Annotated in this window: 26 protein-coding genes; 8 read left to right on the top strand and 18 right to left on the bottom strand. The window is 76.1% G+C overall.

What is annotated here, in order from left to right:
- Positions 1-27: 27 nt before the first annotated feature.
- The 3 genes from UXQ13_RS05140 to UXQ13_RS05130 are packed head-to-tail and all read left to right on the top strand — an operon-like array spanning position 28 to position 1,707.
- The gene (locus UXQ13_RS05140) at positions 28-702 is read left to right on the top strand and encodes a (2Fe-2S)-binding protein (protein WP_225231824.1); all 675 of its coding nucleotides are present in this window, start codon (positions 28-30) and stop codon (positions 700-702) included.
- A 52-nt stretch (positions 703-754) separates the two neighbouring features.
- Positions 755-958, top strand: coding sequence for a CbtB-domain containing protein (locus UXQ13_RS05135; protein ID WP_225231825.1), 204 nt, complete (start codon positions 755-757; stop codon positions 956-958).
- Positions 958-1,707: a CbtA family protein gene (locus UXQ13_RS05130; RefSeq protein ID WP_225231826.1), complete on the top strand. Its 750-nt coding sequence runs from the start codon at positions 958-960 to the stop codon at positions 1,705-1,707. Before UXQ13_RS05135 ends, UXQ13_RS05130 begins: the two co-directional genes overlap by 1 nt.
- A gap of 24 nt (positions 1,708-1,731) precedes the next feature.
- Here UXQ13_RS05130 and UXQ13_RS05125 read toward each other — a convergent pair whose 3' ends face one another.
- Entirely contained in the window at positions 1,732-3,618 is a 1,887-nt protein-coding gene (locus UXQ13_RS05125) for a helix-turn-helix domain-containing protein (protein ID WP_225231827.1), read from the bottom strand.
- A gap of 328 nt (positions 3,619-3,946) precedes the next feature.
- On the opposite strand from UXQ13_RS05125, the gene UXQ13_RS05120 reads away from it, so the two are divergent.
- The gene (locus tag UXQ13_RS05120) at positions 3,947-4,951 is read left to right on the top strand and encodes an oxamate carbamoyltransferase subunit AllH family protein (protein ID WP_225231828.1); all 1,005 of its coding nucleotides are present in this window, start codon (positions 3,947-3,949) and stop codon (positions 4,949-4,951) included.
- 7 nt (positions 4,952-4,958) lie between these two features.
- Here UXQ13_RS05120 and UXQ13_RS05115 read toward each other — a convergent pair whose 3' ends face one another.
- The gene (locus UXQ13_RS05115) at positions 4,959-5,600 is read right to left on the bottom strand and encodes a TetR/AcrR family transcriptional regulator (RefSeq protein WP_225231829.1); all 642 of its coding nucleotides are present in this window, start codon (positions 5,598-5,600) and stop codon (positions 4,959-4,961) included.
- Positions 5,601-5,710: 110 nt separating this feature from the next.
- Between UXQ13_RS05115 and UXQ13_RS05110 the strand changes: the two genes are divergently transcribed.
- Positions 5,711-6,910, top strand: coding sequence for an FAD-dependent oxidoreductase (locus UXQ13_RS05110; protein ID WP_336391882.1), 1,200 nt, complete (start codon positions 5,711-5,713; stop codon positions 6,908-6,910).
- Here the strand turns inward: UXQ13_RS05110 and UXQ13_RS05105 are convergent.
- A complete protein-coding gene (locus UXQ13_RS05105) occupies positions 6,890-7,693 on the bottom strand; it encodes an SDR family NAD(P)-dependent oxidoreductase (RefSeq protein ID WP_336391881.1) in 804 nt (267 codons plus the stop codon). The genes UXQ13_RS05110 and UXQ13_RS05105 overlap by 21 nt on opposite strands.
- Positions 7,694-7,812: 119 nt before the next feature.
- On the opposite strand from UXQ13_RS05105, the gene UXQ13_RS05100 reads away from it, so the two are divergent.
- Positions 7,813-8,733, top strand: coding sequence for a LysR family transcriptional regulator (locus tag UXQ13_RS05100; RefSeq protein WP_225231832.1), 921 nt, complete (start codon positions 7,813-7,815; stop codon positions 8,731-8,733).
- A gap of 125 nt (positions 8,734-8,858) precedes the next feature.
- Positions 8,859-10,070, top strand: a complete 1,212-nt coding sequence (locus UXQ13_RS05095; protein ID WP_225231833.1) for an MFS transporter — start codon at positions 8,859-8,861, stop codon at positions 10,068-10,070.
- A gap of 41 nt (positions 10,071-10,111) precedes the next feature.
- Here the strand turns inward: UXQ13_RS05095 and hisG are convergent, their stop codons facing one another.
- From hisG to def, 12 genes are all read right to left on the bottom strand, one after another.
- Positions 10,112-10,975, bottom strand: coding sequence for an ATP phosphoribosyltransferase (hisG, locus tag UXQ13_RS05090; RefSeq protein WP_225231834.1), 864 nt, complete (start codon positions 10,973-10,975; stop codon positions 10,112-10,114).
- 31 nt (positions 10,976-11,006) lie between these two features.
- Entirely contained in the window at positions 11,007-11,273 is a 267-nt protein-coding gene (locus tag UXQ13_RS05085; RefSeq protein ID WP_225231835.1) for a phosphoribosyl-ATP diphosphatase, read from the bottom strand.
- Positions 11,270-11,782, bottom strand: coding sequence for a 6,7-dimethyl-8-ribityllumazine synthase (ribH, locus tag UXQ13_RS05080; protein ID WP_225231836.1), 513 nt, complete (start codon positions 11,780-11,782; stop codon positions 11,270-11,272). Before ribH ends, UXQ13_RS05085 begins: the two co-directional genes overlap by 4 nt.
- Before the next feature lie 37 nt (positions 11,783-11,819).
- Positions 11,820-13,109 (bottom strand): bifunctional 3,4-dihydroxy-2-butanone-4-phosphate synthase/GTP cyclohydrolase II, encoded by a 1,290-nt coding sequence (locus UXQ13_RS05075; RefSeq protein ID WP_225231837.1) that lies wholly within the window; start codon positions 13,107-13,109, stop codon positions 11,820-11,822.
- Positions 13,106-13,714, bottom strand: coding sequence for a riboflavin synthase (locus UXQ13_RS05070; protein ID WP_225231838.1), 609 nt, complete (start codon positions 13,712-13,714; stop codon positions 13,106-13,108). Before UXQ13_RS05070 ends, UXQ13_RS05075 begins: the two co-directional genes overlap by 4 nt.
- Position 13,715: 1 nt before the next feature.
- Positions 13,716-14,762, bottom strand: a complete 1,047-nt coding sequence (gene ribD / locus UXQ13_RS05065) for a bifunctional diaminohydroxyphosphoribosylaminopyrimidine deaminase/5-amino-6-(5-phosphoribosylamino)uracil reductase RibD (RefSeq protein ID WP_225231839.1) — start codon at positions 14,760-14,762, stop codon at positions 13,716-13,718.
- Complete coding sequence (rpe, locus tag UXQ13_RS05060; protein ID WP_225231840.1) at positions 14,759-15,436, bottom strand: ribulose-phosphate 3-epimerase; 678 nt, start codon at positions 15,434-15,436, stop codon at positions 14,759-14,761. Before rpe ends, ribD begins: the two co-directional genes overlap by 4 nt.
- Positions 15,437-15,458: 22 nt before the next feature.
- Positions 15,459-15,911 (bottom strand): hypothetical protein, encoded by a 453-nt coding sequence (locus tag UXQ13_RS05055; RefSeq protein WP_225231841.1) that lies wholly within the window; start codon positions 15,909-15,911, stop codon positions 15,459-15,461.
- Between the two features lie 94 nt (positions 15,912-16,005).
- Entirely contained in the window at positions 16,006-17,952 is a 1,947-nt protein-coding gene (acs, locus tag UXQ13_RS05050; protein WP_225231842.1) for an acetate--CoA ligase, read from the bottom strand.
- A gap of 4 nt (positions 17,953-17,956) precedes the next feature.
- A complete protein-coding gene (locus tag UXQ13_RS05045; RefSeq protein ID WP_336391880.1) occupies positions 17,957-19,390 on the bottom strand; it encodes an RsmB/NOP family class I SAM-dependent RNA methyltransferase in 1,434 nt (477 codons plus the stop codon).
- The gene (locus UXQ13_RS05040; RefSeq protein WP_336391897.1) at positions 19,387-20,316 is read right to left on the bottom strand and encodes a methionyl-tRNA formyltransferase; all 930 of its coding nucleotides are present in this window, start codon (positions 20,314-20,316) and stop codon (positions 19,387-19,389) included. The genes UXQ13_RS05045 and UXQ13_RS05040 overlap by 4 nt, the downstream gene beginning before the upstream one ends.
- Positions 20,313-20,864 carry a peptide deformylase gene (gene def / locus UXQ13_RS05035; protein WP_225231844.1) on the bottom strand — a complete coding sequence of 184 codons (552 nt, stop codon included), beginning with the start codon at positions 20,862-20,864 and terminating at the stop codon, positions 20,313-20,315. The genes UXQ13_RS05040 and def overlap by 4 nt, the downstream gene beginning before the upstream one ends.
- 51 nt (positions 20,865-20,915) lie before the next feature.
- On the opposite strand from def, the gene UXQ13_RS05030 reads away from it, so the two are divergent.
- Entirely contained in the window at positions 20,916-21,419 is a 504-nt protein-coding gene (locus UXQ13_RS05030; protein ID WP_225231845.1) for a hypothetical protein, read from the top strand.
- On the opposite strand, the gene UXQ13_RS05025 is transcribed toward UXQ13_RS05030, so the two are convergent.
- The 3 genes from UXQ13_RS05025 to coaBC all read right to left on the bottom strand — a co-directional run bounded on the left by UXQ13_RS05025 (position 21,416) and on the right by coaBC (position 25,908).
- Entirely contained in the window at positions 21,416-23,368 is a 1,953-nt protein-coding gene (locus tag UXQ13_RS05025) for a primosomal protein N' (protein WP_336391879.1), read from the bottom strand. The genes UXQ13_RS05030 and UXQ13_RS05025 overlap by 4 nt on opposite strands.
- 31 nt (positions 23,369-23,399) lie before the next feature.
- A complete protein-coding gene (gene metK / locus UXQ13_RS05020; protein ID WP_225231847.1) occupies positions 23,400-24,605 on the bottom strand; it encodes a methionine adenosyltransferase in 1,206 nt (401 codons plus the stop codon).
- Positions 24,606-24,693: 88 nt separating this feature from the next.
- On the bottom strand, positions 24,694-25,908 hold the full coding sequence (gene coaBC, locus UXQ13_RS05015; protein WP_336391878.1) for a bifunctional phosphopantothenoylcysteine decarboxylase/phosphopantothenate--cysteine ligase CoaBC: 1,215 nt from the start codon (positions 25,906-25,908) through the stop codon (positions 24,694-24,696).
- Positions 25,909-25,957: the final 49 nt, after the last annotated feature.

The following is a 25,957-nucleotide window of genomic DNA, read 5'->3' as shown; positions in this document are numbered from 1 at the left end:
GTGACCGCACGCTGGCAGGCTGGCCGCGTGCTCCCCGCCCTGCTCGCCGCCGCCCGGCTCGGGCCGTTCTGCGCGCTGGACGACGAGCCCGGTCCGGGCTGGGTGGACCTGGCCGACGGGGACCGGCTGCTGGGCGAGCGGGCCGCCGCGGTGCGGGCGGTGCTGGGCCCGGCCGCCGCACCGCGGGTGGTGCACTCGCTGGTCCACCTCGGGGTCGTCGCCCGGGTGCTGTCCCCGGCCGTGGGCGCGGCGCTGGCGGCCGGTGTGCTGCCGGTGCCGACGTCGGTGCACCTGCAGCCGGTGGGGTCCAACCCGGTGCCGATGGCGTGGGCCGGTGTGCGCGGGGTCGACGTCGCCGGCCCGGAGGCCATCGCGGCCGCGCTGGCCGAGCACTGGCTGGGGCCGCTCGTGCAGCCGTGGACGGACACGGTCGCCGGGACCGGGCTGTCCGGGCAGGTGCTGACCGGCAACGTCGTCTCCGCGGTCCACGGCACCTGCGTCGTGGTCGCCGCCGCCCGGCCCGACCTCGCCCCCAGCGCCCGAGCGCTGGTCGACGCGCTGGTCGCCACCGGTCCCCTGCGCGGCCGGGGTGCCCGCCGGCCCGACGGCAGCTTCGTGCGGCGCTCGTGCTGCCTGATCCAGCTGCTGCCCGGGGCCGGCACCTGTGGGGACTGCGTCTTGGTGGACCCTGTGCCTGCGTGAGTGCGCAGCTGCGACCTTGGCCGATAGGGGAACCGGGTCCTGGCGTCCGCGCATGACCTCCGCACAGCACAACCCCACCCGCGTCGCGGTGCCCCGCATCGCGGTGCCGGCCTGGGCCTGGGCCCTGGCGATGCTCGCCCTGTTCGCGCTGTACCTGGTCGCCCAGGACAACGGCGCGGTGCTGGCCTCGGCCGGGGACGTCGCCCACGAGTTCTTCCACGACGCCCGGCACTCCCTCGGCATGCCCTGCCACTGATGGTCAGCGACCTCGCCGCCCCGCGGCAGACCGCGCCCCGCTTCGCCTCGCTGCTGGGCCGGTTCGCCATCGCCGGCCTGGTCGCCGGTGCCGCCTCGGGCCTGTGGTCGATGGTGGTCACCGAGCGCGCCATCGCCCCGGCGCTGGCGCTGGAGGAGGCCCGGTCGGCCGGGTCGCACGAGCACTCCGCGGAGCTGTTCGGCCGCGGCACGCAGCTCCTCGGCGGCTTCCTGGGCACGGTGATCGCCGCCGTGGTGTTCTCCGTCGTCGTCGCTGCGGTGTACGCCGGTCTCCGGCACCGGCTGCCCGGGCGCAGCGATGTCTCGCGGGTGGCCGTCCTCACCGCGATCGGGTTCGCGGTCTTCGCGCTGCTGCCGGCGATCACGATCCCGGCCAACCCGCCCGCGGTCGGCGACCCGGACACCATCGACGCCCGGACGGCGATCTACATCGCCGTCCTCGGTGCCGGGGTGGTGACGGCGCTGCTGGTCGGCGCGCTGGTCGGCACACTGCAGGCCCGCGGGGTGCACCCTTCGGCCGTCGCGGCGGTGGGCGTGCTGGTCACCCTGGCCCTGGTCGTGGCCATGGTGCTGCTGGTGCCCGACAGCCCCGACGCCATCGCCGCCGACGTGCCGGCCGCCGTGGTGTGGGACTTCCGGCTGGCCTCCCTGGGCCAGCTCGCCGTGCTGTGGACCACGCTGGGCCTCACCGCCGGCTACCTGGTCGACCGGCTGGCCCGCCGGGCCTGAGGCCACCGCCCTGGGCCCGGGGGCTCAGCCCTGGGCGTGGGAGAGCGACTCCAGGCCGTCGTCCAGGAACGGCAGCGCGGAGGCCTCCACCGGCGGCCGGTGCGCCTGGTCCAGCCCGCGCATCCGGGCCGCGTGCAGGGCCAGCAGCAGGTTCAGCCGCAGCGTGGGGTCGGAGGTGAAGGGCCCCAGCATCCGCTCGAGCTTGCCGATCCGGTAGCGCATCGTGTTGTAGTGGAAGTGCAGCCGGCGGGCGGACTCGGCCACGTTGAGGTTGGTCTCCAGCAGCACCCGCAGCGTGTCCCGCAGGTCGGCGGAGTCCGGGTCGGAGGCGTCGGCCAGCGAACCCAGCACCTCGTCGACGTAGGAGCGCAGCTCCGAGCTGTCCGGGATCAGCGAGAGCAGCCGGAAGACGCCCAGCTGGTCGAAGTGGGTGACCGTGGCGTCGCCGTGGATCTCCTGGCCGACCTGCAGCGCCCGCTGGGCCTGCTGGTGGGCGTCGCCCAGGCCGGACAGCACCTGGGCCGGCCGGCCGATCCCGGTGGCCAGCACCCGGCCGACCCGGCGCAGCCGGGCGTTGACCCGGCCGGTGACCGCGGCGACCAGGGCGGTCAGCTCCTCGGGCGTGCGGCCGTCCAGCGGCAGCACCGTGACGATCTCGGTGGCCAGCCCGGCCACCGCCGCCCCGGCGACCTCGCCGTCGATCGCGGCCCGCCAGCCGTCGGCCAGGCGGTCCAGCACGTCTAGGGCACGGGTGGGGTCGGTGTTGGCGTCGGCGACGGTCTCGGTGGCGCTGACCAGGACGACGACCGGTCCGTCCAGCCGCCAGCCGAAGGACCGGGTGTAGGCCAGCGCCCGCTCGGTGTGCCCGATCGCGCCGCTGACCAGCCGGCGCACCATGTCGCCCTGGAAGCGCAGCTCGACCGAGTGCACCGCCTGGTGGCGGATCTCCGACAGCGCCGCGATGACCGCGCCGCGCTCGAGGACCGCGCCGGCGCCGACCAGCATCGGGCCGTGCCGGTTGACCGCGACCAGCCAGCCGTGCCGCTGGTCCCCGGCCATGATCGGGGCGACCGCGTACTCGCCGACCCCACCGGGCAGCTCGTGGTGCCCGGGCACGAGCAGGATGCCGTCGGCCGGGGACAGGTCGGCGTCGGCCAGCACGTCGGCCGGGGTGACGATGGCCTGGTCGGCGCGGTTCTCCGACAGGCGGCGGGCGCTGGGCAGGTCGGAGTAGGCGTCGTCGGCGGCGGCGTCCAGCAGCCACAGCCAGTCCCGCACCTCGGTCACGTCGTCCGGCGGGCCGGCGCTGGTGGCGATCTCGCGGTCGGGGCCCAGCCCCAGGACTGCCGCCCCGTCGAGGAAGGTCGCGGCCTGCGCGGTGACCTCGGCCAGCCCGCCGCCGGTGAGCGCCACGTCGATGAACTGGTTGTGCATGCGGTCGGCCAGGCTCAGCGCCTGGGTCTGCTTGGACACGATCGCGCCGAACACCTCGGCCACGACCAGGTCCAACCGCGAGGTGCGCGGCAGCGCGACGATCGGGAACCCGCGGCGGTCGGCCTCGTAGCGCACCTCCGCCGGGACCGCGGGCGGCCCGTCGGAGTCGCGGTAGGCCAGGGCGGCGGTGCCCAGCGCGGTCAGCCGCTCGATCAGCGCCCGGCACTGGCCCGGGTCGGCCGGGGGCAGCCGGGCGCCGAGGACGACGAGGACGTCGGGACCGGCGCCGGCGAGCGGGTCGGCCGGGTCGTCGACGACCACCTGGCGCACCACCCGACCGGCCCCCGCGGAGCCGGCGACCAGCGTGCCGTCGGTGAGCGCCAGCAGCTGGGTGACCGACAGCCCCATGCTGTCCTCGAGCGCCGTGCGCTCGGTCGGGGCGACCCGGGACAGCGCCGGCTCCGACCGCTGCGACACCTGACGCAGCGGAGCCGTGCGGATACCCTCCGCGATCGGCGTCACTGTGCGCTCACGATCAGTCACCGGAATCTCCCCCATGTCGCTCATCCGCCCACCGCACGCCACGGATCCTGTCAGAGCTACCCGGCCCATTGCACACATTCTTGGCTAGTTCCGCCATACGGAGCCGCCCGACGCGCCGCATAGGTTCGAGATCCGCTCGGTGTTGCCGTGCACGGATGGTAAGCCGTCGACGACGGTGCCGGACCCCGGTCCGGTCTCCCTCCGCCCGGCACCCCGGCGGCCGGTGACCCGAGAGGGTCGCCGGTACCCAGGGGAGGGACCCATGCGCACCGCTCAGCCGCAGCACGCCACCCAGCCGCAGCACGCCACCACCGCCGCACCCGGCCGCGCCGCCCGCATGGGCGTGCCCACGATCCCGCTCCCCCCGGGGTCCGCGCACACCGCCCGGCGCACCGCCCAGGCCACGACCGCCCACGGCCCGGCCGTGCCGGCCGCCGCGAGCACCGGCATCGCCGAGCTGCTGCGCGGCCCGGTCCGCCCGGCGACCGTCCTGCTCTCGGTGCCGGCCGCGGTCTACCTGTCGGTGCCCACCCCGCAGGGCACCGAGGTGGTCGGCGTGCTGACCGCCGACGCCGCCCGCCTGCCGCTGGGCCTCGTCCTGTCCCGGCGGGCCAACGGCCGACCGCTGGCCTCCTCCCCCGCCGGCGCCCCGGCGACCGTGGGCGGCGGCCGGGTCGTCGTCGGCGACCTCACCGTGTCCGCGGCGGCCTGGTGGGACCCGCGCCCCCGGCTGCCCGGTGCCCAGCCGGCCCTGCTGCCCGAGGGCGTGCGCACGCTGCGGACGACGCTCTACGGCGACGCCCCGCACAGCGCCTTCACCCTGCCCGGCCTGCCCGGCGGGCCCAGCGGACCGCTGGCCGCCCTCCGCGGCGCCGTGCGCCGGGCCGACCTGGACGCCGCGCTGCGGACCGCCACCCGCCTCGTGGGCCTCGGCCCGGGCCTCACCCCGGCCGGGGACGACGTCCTCGCCGGCACGGTGGCCGGGCTGGTGCTGCTGGGCCACCCCGCCGCCGAGCGCTTCGGGGCCGGCGTGCACGCCCTCGCGGTCGGCCGGACCACCGAGCTGTCCCGGGCCCTGCTCAAGCACGCCGCGGCCGGTCGGGTCAGCGGCGAGTTCGCCGCCGTCGTCCGGGCGCTGATCGGCCAGGGCGACCTGGACACCGCCGTCGCGACCCTGCTCACCACCGGGTCCACCAGCGGCCGGGCGATGGCCCTGGGCCTGTGCACCGCCATCGACCTGGCCGAGCGGACCACCCGCCCACGCTGACCAGCGGTCAGGCCAGCAGGGAACGGACCGCCACCTCGGCGAGCTGGTCGACGAACTCCGCGTCGTCGACCGGCTCGTCGGTGGTGAACCCCGGCCCGTACGCCACCCGCAGGACCGCGGTGGAGAAGACCACGTCGAAGCACGACCGCACCGCCGCGGCGGGGTCGTCGTGGGTGATCGACGCGCGAGCCCGCAGCAGCAGCGCGGCCACCCCGGCGCCCAGACCCCGCACGTAGCCGGTCCCCCGCCGGCGCACCTCGGGGTGCGCCCCGGACACCAGGACGACGGCACCCAGGAAGCGCCGGTGCGCCAGCACGAGGCCGACCACCTCGCGCACCACGCCGCGCACCAGGTCGTCGGGCGCCAGCCCGGCCCACCGGTCCTCGTCGGCCAGCACGTCCTGGCCGGCCAGCAGCCGGGCGATGCCGTGCTCGTAGACGGCGAGGAACAGCGCGTCCTTGCTCGCCGTCCGGGCGTAGATGGCCGGCGGCGCCACCTGGGCGCGGTCGCACACCGCGGCGATCGTGAAGGCCTCGTAGCCGCCGTCCTCCAGCAGGGCCACGCCGGCGTCGAGCACCCGGGCCCAGGCCTCCCGGCTCCGTCGCTGCCGGGGCAGCCGGACAGCGAGGTCATCGGTCTGCTCAGCCACGCCCCATCCTCTCCCGCCACCCCCGGCCCGTCCTTGACGACCGCGTGACGCGCGCTACAGTCAGCGCGAACGATAGCGCTCACTACTGTTTGCTCGTCGAGAGGCTCCCCGTGCCCACCACCCCCGCCCCCGGCCGCGTCGCCGTCCTCGGTGCCGGCCCCGCCGGCATGGCCGCGGCCCTCGGCGCGCTGCGCGCCGGCCACCAGGTCGTCGTGCTCGAGCGCTACCGGGAGGCCCGCCCGGCCGGCAACATCCTCAACCTGTGGCCGCCGCCGCTGAAGGCGCTGCGCGCCCTGGGCGTGGACACCGTCGACCTGGGCGCCCCGACCGACTCGGAGTTCCGCAACCTCGAGGGCAAGGTCCGCGTCCGGGTGAAGCTCGACCAGGCCGTCAAGGACGAGTTCGGCGGCGGCTTCATCGGGCTGCTGCGGCCCGAGCTGTACCGCCGCATGCTCGCCGCCATCCCCGAGGGCACCATCCGGTACGGCCAGCAGGTGGACCGGATCTCCCAGGACGACCGCGAGGTCACCCTGCACCTGTCCGACGGCAGCAGCGAGACCCACGACGTCCTCGTCGGCGCGGACGGCATCGACTCCCTGGTCCGCCGCACGCTCTGGGGCGACGCGCCCAAACGGGAGCACCGGCTGCACATCTTCGGCGGCTTCACCTTCGCCGACGTCCCGGGCACCACCCCGAACAGCTGCGTGCTGACCCACGGCCCCACCGTGCAGGGCAGCTGGACGTCGATCCGGCACGAGGGCCGCGACGGCCACCAGTGGTGGGTGCTCACCGGCACCGACCCGGACGCCCCGGCGCCGGCGGACCTCAAGGCCGCCGCCACCGCGCTGGCCGCGCAGTTCCCCGCCCCGCTGCCCGGCCTGGTCGCGGCCACCGCGGACGCCGACGTGCAGCGCTGGGTGCTGCGCGACCGCCCGGCCCTGCCGCAGTGGTCCCGGGGCCGGGCGACCCTGGTCGGGGACGCCGCGCACCCCACCTCCCCCTACGCCGCCTACGGGGCCGGCATGTCCATCGAGGACGGCTACTTCCTCGGGGTCGCGCTGCGCGGGGTGGACCTGACCGACCCGGTCGCCGTCGCGGCCGCGCTGCAGGCCTACGAGGCCCCGCGCCGGCCGCACACCGCCCGGCAGGTGCAGCAGGCCTACCTGCTCGGCAAGGTCTTCCACCACACCCCGGCGGCGCTGCGGCCGGTCCGGGACTTCGTGTTCGACCACACCCCGTTCCTGCAGAAGGTGGCCGGCGACAGCAACCCGAAGCTGATCAACGAGCAGCTAGCGCTGATCGAGGGCTGACCCGGCCGGCGGCGGCGCCGCGGCGCGGACGGCGTCGCTGATCGACTTCACCCCGCCGTGGGCGGTGAGGCCGCCGTCTACCGGGATCTCCGCGCCGGTGATGAAGGCGGCACCGTCGCCGAGGAGGAAGGCGACCAGCGGCGCCACCTCGTCGACGGTGCCGGTGCGGCCCAGCGGGGTCTCGGCGACGTTGGCGTTCCGGAAGGCCGGCGACGCCGAGGCGGTCATCGGCGTCTCGATGTAGCCCGGGTGGACGGTGTTGACCCGGATGCCGCGCGGGCCCAGCTCCAGGCAGGCGGCCTTGGCCAGCCCGCGCAGCGCCCACTTGCTGGCCGTGTAGGCCGCCGGGTAGTGCCCGGTGAGGGCGGCCACCGACCCCACGACGACCACCGAGCCGCCGGCCGGCATCAGCGGGGTGAGCGCCTGCAGGCCGAGCAGCGTGCCGGTCACGTTCACCGCCAGCACCCGCTCCAGGTCCGCGGTGGCCAGCTCGGTCACCCGGGCCCGCCAGGTGGTCCCGGCGTTGCAGACCAGCCCGTCGACCCGGCCGTGCCGGTCGGCCAACTCCGCGGCCAGCGCGGTCCACCCGGCCGCGTCGGTGACGTCCAGCCGCCGGTAGTCGGACCCGTCGAGGTCCTCGGCCGGCTCGTCGTCCAGGTCGCAGCCGGTCACGAGGGCACCCTGGGCGGTCAGCAGCCGGGCCTCGGCCGCCCCCTGGCCGCGACCGGCCCCGGTGACGACGACGACGCGACCGGCGAGCGGGCCTGGACGGGGTGCGGGCACGGGGACCTCCTGCGTCGACGGTGACCGTCCCACCCAACGCCACCGGCGCCCATCAGGGAAACCCGGATGGATGATGCCGGACATCACCACCGGTGATGCTCTCGGGCTAGCCTGCGGGGGTGAACGTGGCCAACCTGGACCTCAACCTGCTGGTCTCGCTGGACGCGCTCCTGCACCAGCGCAGCGTGACCCGCGCCGCCGGTCAGCTGGGGCTGTCCCAGCCGGCGCTGTCGGCGTCCCTGGCCAAGCTGCGCCGGCACTTCGGCGACGAGCTGCTCACCCGGGTCGGCAACGAGTACCGGCTGACCCCGCTGGCCGAGCAGCTGCAGCTGCAGTCCCGGCTGGCGCTGCAGTCGGTGCACCGAGTCTTCAGCGCCCAGCCGGCCTTCGACCCGGCCAGCTCCACCCGCGAGTTCCACGTGCTGCTCAGCGACTACGGCATCACCGTGCTCGGCGACACGCTGGCCACGCTGCTGGCCGAGACCGCGCCGGGGGCCCGTCTGCGGCTGACCCCGCACACCCCGGAGCTGGTGGGCCGGGCCGACCAGGCGCTGCTGGCCGCGGACCTCATGCTGCTGCCCCGCGGGTTCATCGACGACCTGCCGTCCGTGGACCTCTACACCGACGAGTGGGTCGTGGTGGTGTCCACCGACAACCGCGCGGTCGGCGAGGCGATCACCGTCGAGCAGCTGCAGACCCTGCCCTGGGTGTCGGTCTACCACGGCCAGACCGCCTCGACCCCGGCTGCGCGGTTCCTGCGGATGCGCGGCATCGAGCCCCGCGTCCAGGTGGTGACCGAGAGCTTCCTGACCGTGCCGGGCCTGGTCGCCGGGTCCGGCCGGATCTCGATGCTGCAGCGCCGGCTGGTCGACCTCCTGCCGCTGGCCAGCGGCGTACGGGTGCTGCCCTCGCCGGTCGACGTCGGCGGGCTGGTCGAGGCCATGTACTGGCACCCGGTCTACGAGCGCGACCCCGAGCACGCCTACCTGCGGGACCTGGTGCGCCAGGCCGCCGAGCTGGCCACCGCCCGCGTCGGGTAGGGCATCAGCGCGGTGGATGCCGCGCCTCACCGGATCTATTGGCCTTCGGTGCCCCGGAGTCCCCACACTGCGCCTCGCAGTGATGCCGGTCACCGAGGTCCGGCCTGATCCTCCAGGAGTGCGCGTTGTCCGAGACCATCCCCGCGGCCGCCGCCGTCGCGGCCCCCGACACGGGGGCCCTGCACCCGTCCACCGGCCGCCCGGCCGGCAAGCCCGCCATCGCGGTGCTCATGGCGGCCAGCTGCATGCCGATCCTCGGCGCGGTGCTGCTGTCCCCCGTGCTGCCCACGCTGCAGCGCGCCTTCGCCGACACCCCCGGCGTCGACGCCCTGGCCCCGCTGGTGCTCACCGCCCCGGCCCTGGTCATCGCGCTGCTGGCCCCGGTCGCCGGCCGCATCGTCGACGCCGTCGGGCGCAAGCGCCTGCTGGTCGGCTCGCTGGTCCTCTACGCGATCCTGGGCACCGCCCCGGTGCTGCTGGACTCGCTGCCCGCGGTGCTGGCCACCCGGGTCGGCGTCGGCGTCGCCGAGGCCGCGATCATGACCTGCTGCACCACGCTGATCGCCGACTACTCCGCCGGCGCCCGCCGGGCCAAGCTGTTCGGCCTGCAGACCATCGTCACCACGCTGGCCGCCACGGTGTTCTTCGGCCTCGGCGGCGCCCTGGGCAGCAACGACTGGCGCACGCCGTTCTGGCTGTACCTGGTGGCGCTCCCGCTGGCCGGCCTGGCCGCCGTCCTGCTCTGGACGCCGACCGTGCCGCCGGGCACCGACGGTGCCCTGCCCCCGCTGCCCTGGCGCCGGATGCTGGTCCCGCTGGGCATCAGCCTGGTCGGCGGCATCGTGTTCTACACCCCGATCGTCGAGCTGTCCTACGTGCTGGACGACCTGGGCGTCACCGAGACCGCGGCCATCGGCGGCATGGCGGCGCTGGCCTCCCTGGCCACCGCGGCCGGTGCGGCGTCCTTCCCCCGGCTGGTCGCCCGCGGCCCCCGGTTCCTGCTGCCCACCGCCTTCGGGCTGGCCGGCATCGGCCTGGTCGTCATGGGCCTGGCCCCGGTCGTCCCGGTGGCCGTGCTCGGCGCGGTCATCGCCAGCGCCGGCACCGGCCTCATGCTGCCCAGCCTGCTGACCTGGGTGGTCTCCGGGCTGTCGCTGGCCGAGCGCGGCCGGGGCACCGGCCGGTGGACCGCCGCGCTGTTCCTCGGTGAGTTCCTCTGCCCGCTGCTGGTGATCGCGGTGTCCGGGGCCCTGTCCGGCATCGCCGCCGCGGTGGCCGTGGTCGGCGTGCTGTCGGTCGTCGTCGCGGTCGTCGTCCGCCAGCTCCGGCTGGCCTGACCCGCGCGGAGCTGGGCCCCGGGCGGGTCAGATCGGGCAGGTCAGATCCGGCACGCGTGGATCGACGTCACCAGGATCGCCCGGGCGCCCAGCTCCCACAGCTCGTCCATCAGCCGGTTGGTCTCGGCCTGGCGCACCATCGCCCGCACCGCCGACCACCCCGGGGTCTGCAACCGGCTCACCGTCGGGCCCTCCAGGCCCGGGGTGATCGCGGTGGCCCGCTCGAGCAGGTCGTCGGGGCAGTCGTAGTCGAGCATCACGTACTGCCGGGCCACCAGCACGCCGCGCAGCCGGCGCTGCAGCTGGGCCACCGCCGGGTTGTCCTCGGCGCCGGTGCGCTGCACCAGGATCGCCTCGCTGGTCAGCACCGGGTCGCCGATGACGTGCAGGCCGGCCTGGCGCAGCGTCGTCCCGGTCTCGACCACGTCGCACACGGCGTCGGCCACGCCCAGGCGGCAGGCGGTCTCCACCGCGCCGTCCAGCTTGACCACCGAGGCGTCGATGCCGGACTCGGCGAGGAACTTCTCCAGCAGCACCGGGTAGGCGGTGGCGATCCGGGTGCCGGCCAGCCCGGCGACGTCCTCGATGCCCGAGCCGGTGGGGCTGGCGAACCGGAACGAGGACCGGCCGAAGCCCAGCGCCATGACCTCCACGGCCGGGGACGCGGTGTCGGCCGGGGTGGTCTCCTGCAGCATGTCCCGGCCGGTGATCCCGACGTCCAGGGTGCCGGCGGCCACGTAGACGGCGATGTCGCGCGGTCGCAGGTAGAAGAACTCGGTGTCGTTGTCGGGGTCGTAGACCGCGAGGTCCTTGGTGCTGCGCCGCTGGCGGTAGCCGCTCTCGGACAGCATCTCGGCCGCGGGTTCGGACAGGACGCCCTTGTTGGGGACGGCGACGCGCAGCACGGGGGAACTCCTGGTCATGGGATCGGGCGGTTCAGAGGTGGGCGTAGACGTCGTCAAGCGTGAGGCCCTTGGCGAGCATCAGCGCCTGCGTCCAGTAGAGGAGCTGGCTGATCTCCTCGGCGGCCCGCTCGGGGCCCTCGTGCTCGGCGGCCATCCAGCTCTCGGCCGCCTCCTCCACGAGCTTCTTGCCGATCGTGTGCACCCCGGCCTGCACGGCGGCCACCGTGCCCGAGGCCGGGTCACCGGCGGCCACCTTGGCCTGCAGGTCGGCGAAGAGCGCGTCGAACGTCGTGCTCACGCGCCGCTGCCGATGCCGAACCCGGTGTCCCGCTTCGGGGCACGCAGGCGGCGCAGGGTCACCGCGGTGTCCAGCGCCGCGACGGTGGCCTCCCAGCCCTTGTCCTCCGCGGAGTCCTCGAGGCCGGCCCGGTCCCGGGCCTGCTTCTCCCCCTCGGTGGTCAGCACGCCGTTGCCGATCGGCACGCCGGTGTCCAGGGACACCCGGGTCAGCCCGGCGGTGAAGGAGTCGCAGACGTACTCGAAGTGCGGGGTGCCGCCGCGGACGACCACTCCGAGGGCGACGACGGCGTCGTGGTCGGCGGCCAGCGCCTGCGCCACCACCGGCAGCTCGAGCGCCCCGGACACCCGGACGACGGTCGGGTCGGGCACGCCCATCTCCAGGGCGCAGGCGGTGGCCCGGGCCAGCAGGGACTCGCAGATGTCGCTGTGCCAGCGGGCGGCGACGATCGCCAGCCGCAGCCCCGATGCGTCGACTGCCTGGTCGGTCGGTGCGCCTGCTCCGCTCATCGCGGGGTCTCCTCTGTGCTGGTCGGTCGGTCGGGGGTCACTGGTCCTGCTCGGGCTGCCGGATCGGGGTGTGCGTGCCGACCGGCACCGGGATGTCCACGTCGGGGTCGACGATGTCCAGGATGTGGCCCATCCGGTCGCGCTTGGTGCGCAGGTAGCCGACGTTCTCCGGTGTCACGTGGCTGGGCAGCCCCACCCGGCCGGTGATCCGCAGGCCGTAGCCCTCCAGCCCGGCGCGCTTGGCCGGGTTGTTGGTCAGCAGCCGCATGGACCGCACGCCGAGGTCCACCAGGATCTGCGCGCCGGTGCCGTAGTCGCGGGCGTCGGCGGGCAGGCCCAGGTCGAGGTTGGCGTCCACGGTGTCCACGCCGGCGTCCTGGAGCTGGTAGGCCTGCAGCTTGTGCAGCAGGCCGATCCCCCGGCCCTCGTGGCCGCGGATGTAGAGCACGACGCCGCGACCCTCCTGGGCCACCGCGGCCAGCGCGGCCTGCAGCTGGGGGCCGCAGTCGCAGCGCAGCGAGCCGAACACGTCACCGGTGAGGCACTCGGAGTGCACCCGGACGAGCACGTCCTCGCCGTCGCTGATGTCGCCGTAGACGAAGGCCACGTGCTCGCGGTCGTCGTAGGAGCTGGCGTAGCCGACCGCGGTGAACAGGCCCGGCGCCAGGGGCACCTTGGCCTCGGCGACCCGCTCGACCAGCTTGTCGAACCGCTTGCGGTAGGCGATCAGGTCGGCGATCGAGCACATCACCAGGTCGTGCTCGTCGGCGAAGACCCGCAGCTCGTCGCCCTGGGCCATGCCGATCGGGTCCTTCTCGCTGACGACCTCGCACAGCGTGCCCGAGGGGCGCAGCCCGGCCAGCACGGCCAGGTCGACGGCGGCCTCGGTGTGGCCCGGGCGGCGCAGCACGCCGCCGTCGCGGGCCCGCAGCGGCACGATGTGGCCGGGGCGGGACAGGTCGGCGCTGCTGGTCTCGGCGCCGGCCAGCAGCCGGATGGTGTGCGCCCGGTCGGTGGCCGAGATGCCGGTGGTGATGCCCTCGCGGGCGTCGACGGTGACCGTGTAGGCGGTGCCCCGGCGGTCCTGGTTGACCCGGAACATCGGGGGCAGGTCCAGCCGGTCGGCGTCGGCCTCGGTGACGGCCACGCAGATGTAGCCCGAGGTGTAGCGGACCATGAAGGCGACCAGCTCGGGGGTGGCGAGCTCGGAGGCGAAGATCAGGTCGCCCTCGTTCTCGCGGTCCTCGTCGTCGATGACCACGACGGGCTTGCCGCTCTTGATCGCGGCGATCGCGTCCTCGATCGAGTCCAGGTGCGTGCGGCTCACGCTCGCGCTCCCATCAGTCGTTCGACGTACTTGGCGATGACGTCCACCTCCAGGTTGACCCGGTCCCCCGGGGTGCGGGCGCCGAGGGTGGTCTCGCGCAGCGTGGTGGGGATGAGGGAGACCTCGAGCCACGGCTCGGGGTCCTGGACCTCGGAGAGGGCGCTGACGGTCAGGGAGACGCCGTCGACGGTGATGGAGCCCTTCTCCACGACGTAGCGGGCGACGTCGGCGGGGAGCGCGACCCGGACGACGGTCCAGTGCTCGCTGGGGCTCACCGAGGCGATCGTGCCGACGCCGTCGACGTGGCCCTGCACGATGTGCCCGCCCAGCCGGGTGCCGGCGGTGACCGCGCGCTCCAGGTTCACCGGGTCGCCGTCGGTCAGGGCGCCGAGACTGCTGCGGCGCAGGGTCTCGGCCATCACGTCGGTGGACCAGACGCCGTCCTCGATGCCGGTGACGGTCAGGCAGACGCCGTTGACCGCGATCGAGTCACCGAGCGCCACGCCCTCGAGGGTGGTCGTGCTGCGGACCCGCAGCCGGGCGGAGTCGCCCTGGTCGTCGCGGACGACGAGGGTGCCGACCTCCTCGACGATGCCGGTGAACACGTCAGTTGCCTTCTTCCGTCGGTCGTGGGGACCCAGTGTGCCGGGTCGGCCGGTACCGGACCTGCACGTCCCTCCCCAGGGTGGTGACGTCCAGCATCCGCCACTGCAGCGCACCGGCCATGGTGGTGATTCCCAGGTCGCCGGTCAGGGCGGGTCCGGCGCCCAGCAGCTGCGGCGCCAGGTGCAGCACCAGCTCGTCGACCAGGCCCGCCCGCAGGAAGGCCGCGGCCAGGGTCGGCCCGCCCTCCAGGAGCACCCGGCGGGCGTCGCGGTCCCACAGCTCGGCCAGCAGCTCGGCCGGCCCGGCGGCCCGGCTGACGAGGGTCGGCGCGGCGTCGTCGTGCACCCGGGCGGTGGCCGGCACCCGGCCGCGCCGGTCGAGGACGACCCGCAGCGGCTGGTGGTCGGCGCCGGGCACGTCGCGCACGGTCAGCTGGGGGTCGTCGGCCAGCGCGGTGCCCGACCCCACCAGGACGGCGTCGCAGGTGGCCCGCAGCCGGTGCACCGCGGCGCGGGCGTCGGGGCCGGTGACCCACCGGCTGGTGCCGTCGGCGGCGGCCACCCGGCCGTCCAGGGTGGCGGCGACCTTCCAGACCACCTGCGGCCGCTGCTCGCGGACGCCGAGCAGCCAGGGCGCCAGGGCGCCGTCCTCGGCCTCGGCCTGCTCCACGCCCAGCTCGACGGCCACGCCGGCGGCCCGCAGCCGCTCGGCGCCGCCGCCCGCCTGCCCGGTCGGCTCGGGCACCGCGACGACCACCCGGGCGACCCCGGCCGCCAGCAGCGCCACCGAGCACGGCCCGGTGCGGCCGGTGTGGTCGCAGGGCTCCAGGGTGACGACGGCGGTGCCGCCGCGGGCGCGCTCGCCGGCCTGCGCCAACGCCGCGACCTCGGCGTGCGGGCCGCCCGGGGGCGCGGTGGCGCCCTCCCCCACGACCTGCCCGGCGGCGTCCAGGACGACGGCGCCGACGGCGGGGTTCGGGCTGGTGCGGCCCAGCACGGACCAGCCCAGCTCGCGGGCCCGCCGCATCGCCTCGGCGAGAGTGGTCACGCGGTCGGGAAGGAGCGGGCCGCCTGCGCGCGCAGCGCGGCGATCGCGGCCGAGGGGTCGGCCGCGCCGTAGACCGCCGACCCGGCCACGAACATGTCCACCCCGGCCTCGGCGGCGACCTCGATGGTGTCGGCGTTGATGCCGCCGTCGATCTCGACGAGCAGCTGCAGGTGGCCGGTGTCGACCAGCCGGCGGGCCTCCCGCACCTTGTCCAGCACCTCGGGCATGAAGGACTGGCCGCCGAAGCCGGGCTCGACGCTCATCACCAGCAGGGTGTCGAAGGCGGGCAGCACGTCGAGGTACTGCGCCAGCGGCGTCCCGGGCTTCAGCGCCAGCCCGGCCAGCGCGCCGGCGGCCTTCAGGTCGCGGGCCAGGTCCCGGGGGTCGCCCGTGCAGGCCTCGGCGTGCACGGTGACGTTGCGGGCGCCCAGCTCGGCGTAGGCCGGTGCCCACCGCTCGGGGTCGGTGATCATCAGGTGGCAGTCCAGCGGTACGGGGCTGACCGCCTGGATGGCCTTCACCACCGGCTCGCCGAGGGTCAGGTTGGGCACGAAGTGGGCGTCCATCACGTCCACGTGCACCCAGTCCGCGTCGGCGATCCGCGCGGTCTCCTCGGCGAGCCGGGCGAAGTCGGCGGAGAGCAGGCTGGGCGCGATCATCGGGCGGCGGGACACCCCGTGATCGTAGGGCGGGCCCTCACCGCTGCCCGGTGCACTCCTGGGCCGCCGCCCACAGCAGCTCCCCCAGCGGGTCGGCCTGCGGTGCCGTCCGGTCCGGGGCCGGGAGCTGGTACCGCCGGTGGGCCAGCGCCGCGGCCACGCCGAGCCACGGGGTGCGCAGCTCGGCGGGGTACCAGGCGACGTCGACGTCGAAGACCCCGTGCAGCCGGCGCCGGGTCGACGTGCGGGCCAGCACCACCGTGCCCGAGCCCGGCGGTCGGCGGCCGAGGAGGCTGCGCAGCACCTGCAGGGCGGCCGGGTGCTGCACCCACAGCTCGCTGACGTCGACCACCGCCGGCCGGTCGCCCAGCTCGTCGACGGCGTCGGCGAGGTGGTCGTGCAGCAGGCCGAAGCCGGCCCGCACCACGCCCCGCACGGTCAGGACGACGGCCGGGCCGCCCTCCCGGACCACGATCTCCCAGCGGTCCACAGCACCACCCCGCAGCCGGTGACGGCCACGGGTTCGAGCTCACCGGAGGGTGTGGGCAGGGGCTCCCGCGCGCAAACACGCGTCGCCCGAGGGCTCAGCCGCCCCCGGGCCGGGCCTCGACGTGGGCGGTCCAGGCCCGCTGCACCACGCCCAGGGCCGCCGGGTCGGTGAGCGAGGTGGTGTCGCCACCGGCGCGGCCGGCGGTCAGGTCGGCGACGAGCCGGCGCATGATCTTGCCCGAGCGGGTCTTGGGCAGGTCGGTGACCACGACGACCTCCCGCGGCTTGGCCACCGCCCCCACCCGGGCGGCCACGTGCGCCCGCAGCTCCGCGGCCAGGCCGGTGTCGTCGGCCCCGGGGGCGTCGCGGGTGATCACGAACGCGACGATCCGCTGGCCGGTCACGTCGTCCGGTGCGCCGACGACCGCGGCCTCGGCGACCCGGGGGTGCGACACCAGGGCCGACTCCAGCTCGATGCTGCTCAGCCGGTGCCCGGAGATGTTCAGGACGTCGTCGATCCGGCCGCCGATCCAGATGTAGCCGTCCTCGTCGCGCGACGCCGAGTCCCCGGCCAGGTACCAGCCCTGGGCCGCGTAGGGCGCCCAGTAGGAGGACACGAACCGGTCGTGGTCGCCCCACACCGTGCGGGCCATCCCCGGCCAGGGCGCGGTGATGACCAGGTTGCCCTCCACCCCCGGCGGGGTCTCCACCCCGGCGTCGTCGACGACGGTGGCCGACATCCCCGGCAGCGGCACGGTGGCCGACCCGGGCTTGGTGGTGGTGACCCCCGGGAGGGGTGCCACGACGGCGGCCCCGGTCTCGGACTGCCACCAGGTGTCCACCACCGGGCACCGACCGCCGCCGACGTGCTCGTGCAGCCAGCGCCAGGCCTCGGGGTTGATCGCCTCGCCCACCGAGCCGAGCAGCCGCAGGGAGGACAGGTCGTGGCCGGCCGGCAGCTCGGGCCCGTGCTTCATGAACGTGCGCACCAGCGTCGGCGCCGTGTAGTAGGTCGACACCCGGTACCGCTCGATGACCTCGAAGTGCCGCCCGGGGTGCGGGGTCAGCGGGCTGCCCTCGTAGACGACCTGGGTGGCGCCGTTGGACAGCGGGCCGTAGAGGACGTAGGTGTGCGCGGTGACCCAGGCCAGGTCGGCCTGGCACCAGTAGACGTCGTCGGGCTTGAGGTCGAACACAGCCCAGTGCGTCCAGCTGGCGTGGGTGAGGTAGCCACCGGTGGTGTGCACCAGGCCCTTGGGGCGCCCGGTCGTGCCCGAGGTGTAGACGATGAACAGCGGGTGCTCGGCGTCGAACGACGCCGCCTCGTGCTGCGTCGACTGCCCGGCCAGCAGCTCGTGCCACCAGACGTCGCGGCCCGGTGTCCACGGCACGTCGGTCTCGCCGGTGCGGCGGACGACGAGCACGTGCTCGACGTGGTCCAGCCCGGCCACCGCCTCGTCGGCGGCGGCCTTCACCCCGACCGCGCGGCCGCGGCGGAACTGACCGTCGGAGGCGATGAGCAGCTTGGCCCCGGTGTCGGCGACCCGGAACCGCAGGGCGTCGGCGGAGAACCCGCCGAACACCAGGCTGACCACCGCACCGATCCGGGCGCAGGCCATCGTGGCGACGACCGTCTGGACCAGCACCGGCAGGTAGAGCACGACCCGGTCGCCGGCCCCGATCCCGAGCTCGGTGAGCCCGTGGGCCAGCCGGCAGACGTCGTCCTGCAGCTGGGCGTAGGTGACCGTGCGCCGGTCGCCGGGCTCGCCCTCCCAGTGCATCGCCACCCGGTCGCCGTGGCCGGCGTCGACGTGCCGGTCGACGCAGTTGACCGCGACGTTGAGCCGGCCGCCGCCGAACCACCGGGCGGTGGGCCACTGCGCGTCGCCGAAGACGGTGTCCCAGGGCCGGTCCCACCGCAGCCGCCCGGCCTGCTCCGCCCAGAAGGCGAACGGGTCCGCGGCGGCCTCGGCGTACACCTCGGGTCCGACGTTGGCCTGCGCCGCGAACCCCGGGGGCGGCGGGTGACCGGCGACGACCACCGGGTCAGACCCGGCGCAGGAGGGCCACGAACATGGCGTCGGTGCCGTGCCGGTGCGGCCACAGCTGCCAGGCGTCGCCGCGGGCGGCGTCGGGCACCCCGGGGAACAGCGGGGCGACCGGCAGCACCTCGACGTCGTCCCGGGCCGCCGCGGCCGCGACGACGTCCACGGTCTCGGCGGTGTGCGGCGAGCAGGTCACGTAGGCGACCACGCCACCGGGCCGGACGGCGGCCAGCGCGGCGGTCAGCAGCTCGCCCTGCAGCTCGGCCAGCTGCGGGACGTCGTCGGCGGTGCGCCGCCAGCGGACCTCGGGACGGCGGCGCAGCGCGCCCAGCCCGGTGCACGGCGCGTCCAGCAGCACCCGGTCGAAGGAACCCGGCTCCCAGGGGCCGGACCGGCCGTCGGCGACGAGCACCTCGACGTCCTCGGCGTCGCGCAGCGCGGAGGCGACCAGGCCGACCCGGTGCTCGGACCGGTCGGCGGCGGTCAGCCGCACCCCGTCCGGCCGGACCGCGGCCAGCAGCGCGGACTTCCCGCCGGGCCCGGCGCACATGTCCAGCCAGGCCGCGTCCGGGCCCTCCAGCGGGGCCCGCACCAGGGCCAGCGCGGCCAGCTGGGAGCCCTCGTCCTGCACGCCGGCCGCACCGGAGCGCACGTCGTCGAGCAGGCCGGGGTCCCCGCCCTCCAGCCGGACCGCGTAGGGCGACCAGGGGCCGGGCAGGCCGTCCGACGCCGCGATCAGCGAGGCGCGGTCCACCGACCGGGCGACCAGGTGCACCTCGGGTGCCTCGTCGTCGGCCAGCAGCGCCGCCTCGAGCTCGGCCTCCGCCCCCGGTCCGTCGGCACCCAGCGCGTCGCGCCAGGCGGCCACGATCCACAGCGGGTGGTCGGTGAGGAGGGCGAGCCGGTCGTCGCCGGTGACGTCCAGCGCGGCGACCCACTCCTCGCGGGTGCCGCCGGCGGCCACCTTGCGCAGCACGGCGTTGACCAGGCCGGAGGCGCCGGTGCCGACGATCGCCCGGGCCAGGGCCACCGTGGTGTCCACCGCGGCGTGCGCCGGCACCCGCAGGTCGATGATCTGGTAGGCGCCCAGCCGCAGCAGGTCCAGCAGCTTGGGGTCCAGCTCGGCCAGCGGGCGGGAGACCAGGCCGGTGAGGATCGCGTCCAGCGTCCCGGTCGCGCGCAGCGTGCCGTAGGCGAGCTGGGTGGCGAACGCGGCGTCCCGGGGACGCAGGTCGGCCGACCGCTCGCGCAGCAGCTGGGGCAGCAGCAGGTTCGCGTAGGCGGCCCGCGCCGAGACGCCCTCCAGCACGTCGTAGGCGGTCAGCCGGGCACCGTCGAGCACCGGGCGGACCCGGCGGCTCTCCGGTCGCTGCTGCGTCGTCCGCGGACCGGCGGGCCGGCCGCTCGGTCCGTGTCGTCGTCCAGCGGAGGTCACGCGCCCACCCTCTCGCCGTCGGTCGGCCGGGCGCCGCGCGCCCAGTCCGCCGCCGGCAGCATCTTCTTGCCGGCCGGCTGGACCAGGCCCAGCCGCACCGATCCCCGGCCGGTGCCCACCAGGACACCGCTCGGGCCCACCGACACCTCGCCGGGGGCCAGCCCCAGCGCGGTCGGCAGCGGCTCGACCGGGCCCAGCCGCAGCCGGTCACGGCGCCACGTCGTCCAGGCGCCGGGGGCCGGGGTCACCCCGCGCACCCGCCGGTCCACCACGTGCGCCGGCAGCGACCAGTCGACCGCGGCGTCGGCGGTCTCGACCTTGGGGGCCAGCGAGACGCCGTCGGCGGGCTGCGGCTGGGGCACGAGCGACCCGTCGGCGATGCCGTCCAGGGTGGCCACCAGCAGGCCCGCGCCGGAGACGGCGAGGCGGTCCAGCAGGTCACCGGCGGTGTCGCGCGGGCCGACCGGCTCGGTGACGACCCCGTAGACGGGGCCGGTGTCCAGGCCCTGCTCGAGCCGGAAGGTGGCGGCACCGGTGAGCTCGTCGCCGGCCATCACGGCGTGCTGCACCGGGGCCGCACCGCGCCAGGCGGGCAGCAGCGAGAAGTGCAGGTTGACCCAGCCGTGCACCGGGACGTCCAGCGCCGCCGGCGGGACCAGCGCGCCGTAGGCGACCACGGGCGCGCAGTCGACGCCGAGGCCGGCGAAGGTCTCCAGGAAGGCGGGGTCGCGGGGCGAGGGCGGCTGCAGCACCGGGATGCCGGCCTCGTCGGCCCGCACGGCCACCGGGGAGCGGACCTCGCGGCGGCCCCGCCCGGCCCGGGCATCGGGCCGGGTCAGCACCGCGACCACCTCGTGGTCGCTGGCCAGCAGGGCCTCCAGCGACGGGACGGCGGGCGCCGGGGTGCCGGCGAAGAGGAGCTTCAGTGCGGGCTCACCTTGACGACGGGGACCGGCTCGCCCTGCGGCAGCCAGGCGGCGTGGCCCTGCCACTCGGCGGCGCCGAGCACGTCCAGGGCGGCCGCGCGGGCCTCGGCGTCCAGCCGGTCCACGAACAGGACGCCGTCCAGGTGGTCGGTCTCGTGCTGGATGGCCCGGGCCAGCTTGTGCGAGCCCTCCACGCGCAGCGGCTCGCCGTGCATGTCCCAGCCGGTGGCCGCGACGGTGAGGTGCCGGCGGCAGTCGAACCGGAAGCCCGGGATCGACAGGCAGCCCTCGGCGTCGACCTCGGTCTCCTCCCCCACCGGGACGACGTCGGGGTTGACCAGGTGGCCGACCTCGCCGTCCACGTACCAGGTGAAGACCCGCAGGCCCACGCCGATCTGCGGGGCGGCCAGACCGGCGCCGCCGGCGGCGTGCATGGTCTCGGTCAGGTCGGTGACCAGCCGGCGCAGCTCGGCGTCGAAGTCGACGACGGGCGCGGCCGGGCTGCGCAGCACCGGGTCGCCCATGATCCGGATCGGGGTGACGCTCACCGGTCGAGCTTAGAAGAAGGACCCCGGGGCTCCCCGTGGGTACCGTGGGGCATGGCCACCGGTACCCGCCACCGCGCCCGCGCCCTCGTCAGCAGCGCCCTCGACGGAGTCCTCGTCGGCGCCGCCGAGGCAGCCCTGGACCACCCCAAGCGGTCGCCCGCCCGGCGCCGCACCTACCTGGTCATCGGCGGGGCCCTGCTGACCGACGCCCTGGTCGGCGAGCTGCCGACCGTGCGGGCGATCGCCGCCGGCCGGCCCCCGCGCCCGGTCGAGCCGGCCCAGCAGCAGCTGGCCATGGCCGCCGGGCTGGTCTCGGCCGGCTGGGGCGCGCTGGTCACCGTCGTGGACGGTCCGCTGGCCCGGGTGCTCGCGCGCCGCGGGGTGGCCCGCCCGCACCTCGCCCTGGGCATCGCGACCGGGGTGGTGACGGCGGTGTCCACGCTGCCCATGTGGTGGCGGCGGGGCACGCTGCGGATCCGGGACGACGCCCGCGCCGCCGCCGAGGCCGCCGACCTGGCCGCCTGGGAGGCCGAGCTGGCGGCGGTGGACCGCTAGAGCTCGGTCGGGTCCAGCTGGACCCGGACGTGCTCGGGGGCCTTGCGGGCTGACCGCACGCCCTGGACGTCGGCCAGCGCCCGGGCCAGGGCCACGCCGTCGGCGCGGGGCACCCGCACCAGGTAGCGCTCCCCCGCCTCGTGCCCGGGCCGGGGCGGCTCGGGCACCGGCCCCAGCACGTCGGCACCCGGCGGCAGCCGCAGCAGCTCGAGGAACTCCGCCAGCCCGGCCGGTGACGCCGACAGCGCGGCCAGCCGGGTCACCGGCGGGAAGCCGAGCTCGCGCCGGTCGGCCAGCTCGCGGGCGGCCAGCCCCGCCGGGTCCCAGCGCACCAGCGCCTGGGCGACCGGGTGCGAGGCGTCGGCGGCCAGCACGACCTGCCCCCCGGCACCGGCCGGGCGCACCAGCGCCGCGGCGTTCAGCCAGCGGCGCAGCGTCTCCTCGGCGGCCCGCAGGTCGGGCCGGCCCAGCAGCGCCCAGGAGTCCAGCAGCAGGGCCGCGCCGTACCCGCCCTCGACCACCGGCTCGGCCCCCGGCGTGGCCACGACGATCGCCGGGCCGGCCTCCACCGTGGCCAGCACGGAGCCGCGTCCGCTGACCCGGACCGCCGCACCCGGGAACGCCCGGCCCAGCTCCTCGGCGGTGCGGGCCGACCCGACCACCGAGGCGCGCAGCTTGGTCCCGTGGCAGTGCGGGCAGTCGAAGGTCGCCGCCGGGCGGGCGCACCACCGGCAGGCGGCGACGCGCTGTCCCCCCGGGGACGGCGCCGAGGCGACGCCCAGCGGTCCCGCGCAGTGCCGGCAGCGCGCGGGTGCCCGGCAGCGGTCGCAGACCAGCCCGGGGGCGTACCCGGCCCGCGGAACCTGCACCAGCACGGGCGCACCGGCGGCCAGCGCCTCCCGGGCCACCCGGAACGCCAGGGAGGGCAGCCGGGCGGTGCGGGCGGCCGGGTCCCGGGCCAGCTCGGAGTCCGCGCCCAGGGCCTGCACCCGCGGCGCCGCGGACCGCAGGACGGCCCGGTCGGCGACCAGCTCGTGCGCCCACCCGGACTCGACCAACAGCGCGGCCTCGGCGGTCCGGGCGGTCGCGGCCACCACCGCCGAGCAGCCGGCCAGGTGCGCCCGCTGCACCAGGACGTCGCGGGTGTGCGGGTAGGGCGCCCGGGGTTCGGCGTGCAGGTCGTCGCCGTCGTCCCAGACCACCACCAGGCCCAGGTCGCGGACCGGGGCGAACATCGCTGCGCGGGTGCCCAGCACGACCTGGGCGGTGCCGCGGGAGACCGACAGGAACCGGCCGTAGCGGGTGTCGGGGGCCGAGTCGGCCCGCAGCACTGCGACGGCGTCCTTGGGCAGCTCCAGGGCGGCAGCGGCGGCCAGCCGGTCGAGGTCCTTGCCGTCGGGGACGACGACCAGTGCGCCGCGCCCGCCGGACAGCGCAGCGCGGCACAGCTCCACCAGCCGGGCCGGCCAGTCCTCGCCGGGCAGCGCGGTCCACACCGCCCGCACCGGCCGGCCCAGCGCGATGGCCTCCAGGAACTCCGGGCCGGTCGGGTACCGGGCGAACCCGGCCGGGTCCGGCGGCCCGGGCAGCGCCGGGGACTCCCCCACCGGCCGCTTCTCCGGCGCGCCCCGCCGCGGGGGCAGCGCGAGCCGGAGGACGTCGGTCAGGCTGCCGGCGTACCGGTCGGCCACCACCCGGGCGAGCTCGGCGACCTCGGGGGTGAGCACCGGCTCGCCGGAGACCACCTTGGCCAGCGGCGCGAGCTTGCCGGTGTGCTCGGTCGTCGTCCCCACGTCGAGGACGACGCCGTCGACCAGCCGGCCGGCGAACCGGACCCGGACCCGGCAGCCCGCGACGACGTCGTCGGCCAGCTCCTCGGGCACCGTGTAGTCGAAGGGCCGGTCCAGGTGCGCCAGGGGGACGTCGACGACCACCCTGGCGACCCGCACCGGCCCATCGTGCCCGGGGGCACCGACAGGATCAGACGGCAGCGCGCAGCGCCTCGACGCGGTCGGTCCGCTCCCAGGGGAGGTCGAGGTCCGTGCGGCCGAAGTGGCCGTAGGCCGCGGTCGGGCCGTAGATCGGCCGGAGCAGGTCCAGGTCGCGCACGATGGCGCCCGGGCGCAGGTCGAACACCGTGGTGATCGCCTTCTCCAGCACGTCGTCGGCGACCGTGCCGGTGCCGAAGGTCTCCACGAACAGGCCGACCGGGCTGGCCGCGCCGATCGCGTAGGCCACCTGCACCTCGCAGCGGCGGGCCAGGCCCGCGGCGACGACGTTCTTGGCCACCCAGCGCATCGCGTAGGCGGCCGAGCGGTCCACCTTCGACGGGTCCTTGCCGGAGAAGGCGCCGCCGCCGTGCCGGGCCATGCCGCCGTACGTGTCCACGATGATCTTGCGGCCGGTGAGGCCGGCGTCGCCCATCGGGCCGCCGATGACGAACTTGCCGGTGGGGTTCACCAGCAGCCGGTGCCCGGTGGTGGGCAGGCCGAGGGCGGCGAGCTCGGGCTGGACCACGAGCTCCTCGATGTCGGGGGTCAGCAGCGTCTCGATCGAGATGTCCTCGGCGTGCTGGGAGGACACGACCACGGTGTCCACGCCGACCGGCCGGTCGTCCTCGTAGACCACGGTGACCTGGGTCTTGCCGTCGGGGCGCAGGTAGGGCACCGACCCGTCCTTGCGGACCGCGGACAGCCGCTTGGCCAGCCGGTGGGCCAGCGCGATCGGCAGCGGCATCAGCTCGGGGGTCTCGTCGCTGGCGTAGCCGAACATCAGGCCCTGGTCGCCGGCGCCCTGGCTGGCGATGAGGTCCTCGGCGGCGGCGGCGCGGTCGGCGGCACCGGTGCGGGTCTCGTAGCCGACGTCGACGCCCTGCGCGATGTCCGGGGACTGCGCGCCGAGGGAGACGCTGACGCCGCAGGAGGCGCCGTCGAAGCCCTTGCGGGAGGAGTCGTAGCCGATCCGCAGGATGGTCTCGCGGACGACCTTGGCGATGTCGACGTAGCCGGCGGTGGTGACCTCGCCGGCGATGTGCACCTGACCGGTGGTGATCATCGTCTCGACGGCGACCCGGCTGCGCGGGTCCTGGGTGAGCATCTCGTCGAGGATGGCGTCGCTGATCTGGTCGGCGATCTTGTCGGGGTGTCCCTCGGTGACCGACTCGGACGTGAACAGGCGACGTGCCACTCGGTGCTCCCTGGGGTGTGCTGGGTCGGGTCCCGCGTGTGCGCGGCCTCGATGGGGCGTTCGCGGTGCGGGCGCCCGACGGATGAGGCTACCGGCGGGTCGCGGATCGGGCAGCGACGGCGTCCCAGATGCCGGCGGCGACGACGTCCTTGCTGCCGGCCGGGACCTCGGTGAACCCGCCGTCGGCGGCCAGCACGGTGACCGCGTTGTCCGGCCGGCCGAAGACCTGGCCGCCGGAGACGTCGTTGACCACCAGCAGGTCGCAGCCCTTGCGGGCCAGCTTGGCGCGGGCGTGGCCGAGCACGTCGTCGTCGGCGTCCCCGGTCTCGGCGGCGAAGCCGACGACCAGCTGCCCGACCGGGCGGGCGGCCACCAGCTCGGCCAGCACGTCGGGGTTGCGGGTCAGCGGGACGGCGGTCGGCTCGCTCCCGCTGCCCTTCTTCATCTTGGCCCCGGCGACCTCGGTCGGCCGGAAGTCGGCGACCGCGGCCGCCATGACCACCACGTCGGCGTCGGGGGCGTGCCCGGCCATCGCGGTCCGCAGCTCCTCGGCGGAGCCGACCGGGACCACCCGGCAGCCGAAGGGCGCGGCGTCGTCCACGTTGGCCGCCACCAGGGTGACCTCGGCGCCGCGGGCCGCGGCGACCCGGGCCAGCGCCCAGCCCTGCCGGCCCGAGGACCGGTTGCCCAGGAACCGGACCGGGTCCAGCGGCTCCCGGGTGCCCCCGGCGCTGATCAGCACCCGGCGGCCGGCGAGGTCCTGGCGCAGCGAGCCGCCGGCCAGCACCACGTCCAGCAGCGCGGCGACGTCGGCGGGCTCGGGCAGCCGGCCCGGGCCGGAGTCCGGCCCGGTGAGCCGGCCGACGGCCGGCGGCAGCACCAGCGCGCCGCGGCGGCGCAGGGTGGCCACGTTGTCCTGGGTGGCGGGGTGCAGCCACATCTCGGTGTGCATGGCCGGCACGAAGACCACCGGGGCCGCGGTGGCCAGCAGGGTGGCGGTCAGCAGGTCATCGGCCCGGCCGGCCGCGGCGCGGGCCAGCAGGTCGGCGGTGGCCGGGTTGACCACGACCAGGTCGGCGGTCTGGCCGATGCGCACGTGGGCGACCTCGGGGACGTCGTCCCAGACCTCGGTGCTCACCGGGTTGCCGCTCAGCGCCTCGAAGGTGGCCGCGCCGACGAACCGAAGCGCCGAGGCGGTGGGCACCACCCGGACGTCGTGGCCCCGCTCGGTCAGCGCACGCAGCAGCAACGCCGACTTGTAGGCGGCGACCCCGCCGCCGACCCCCAGCACGATGCGGCTCATGCGCCCATCTTCCCCAGGGACGACGAAACCCCCGGCCGCGGGGCCGGGG

The organism is Klenkia terrae (genome assembly GCF_037083865.1).
Classification (GTDB): Bacteria; Actinomycetota; Actinomycetes; order Mycobacteriales; family Geodermatophilaceae; genus Klenkia; species Klenkia terrae.
The sequence above is the reverse complement of the archived record's forward strand: the minus strand, read 5'-3'. Positions and strand labels throughout refer to the sequence as shown.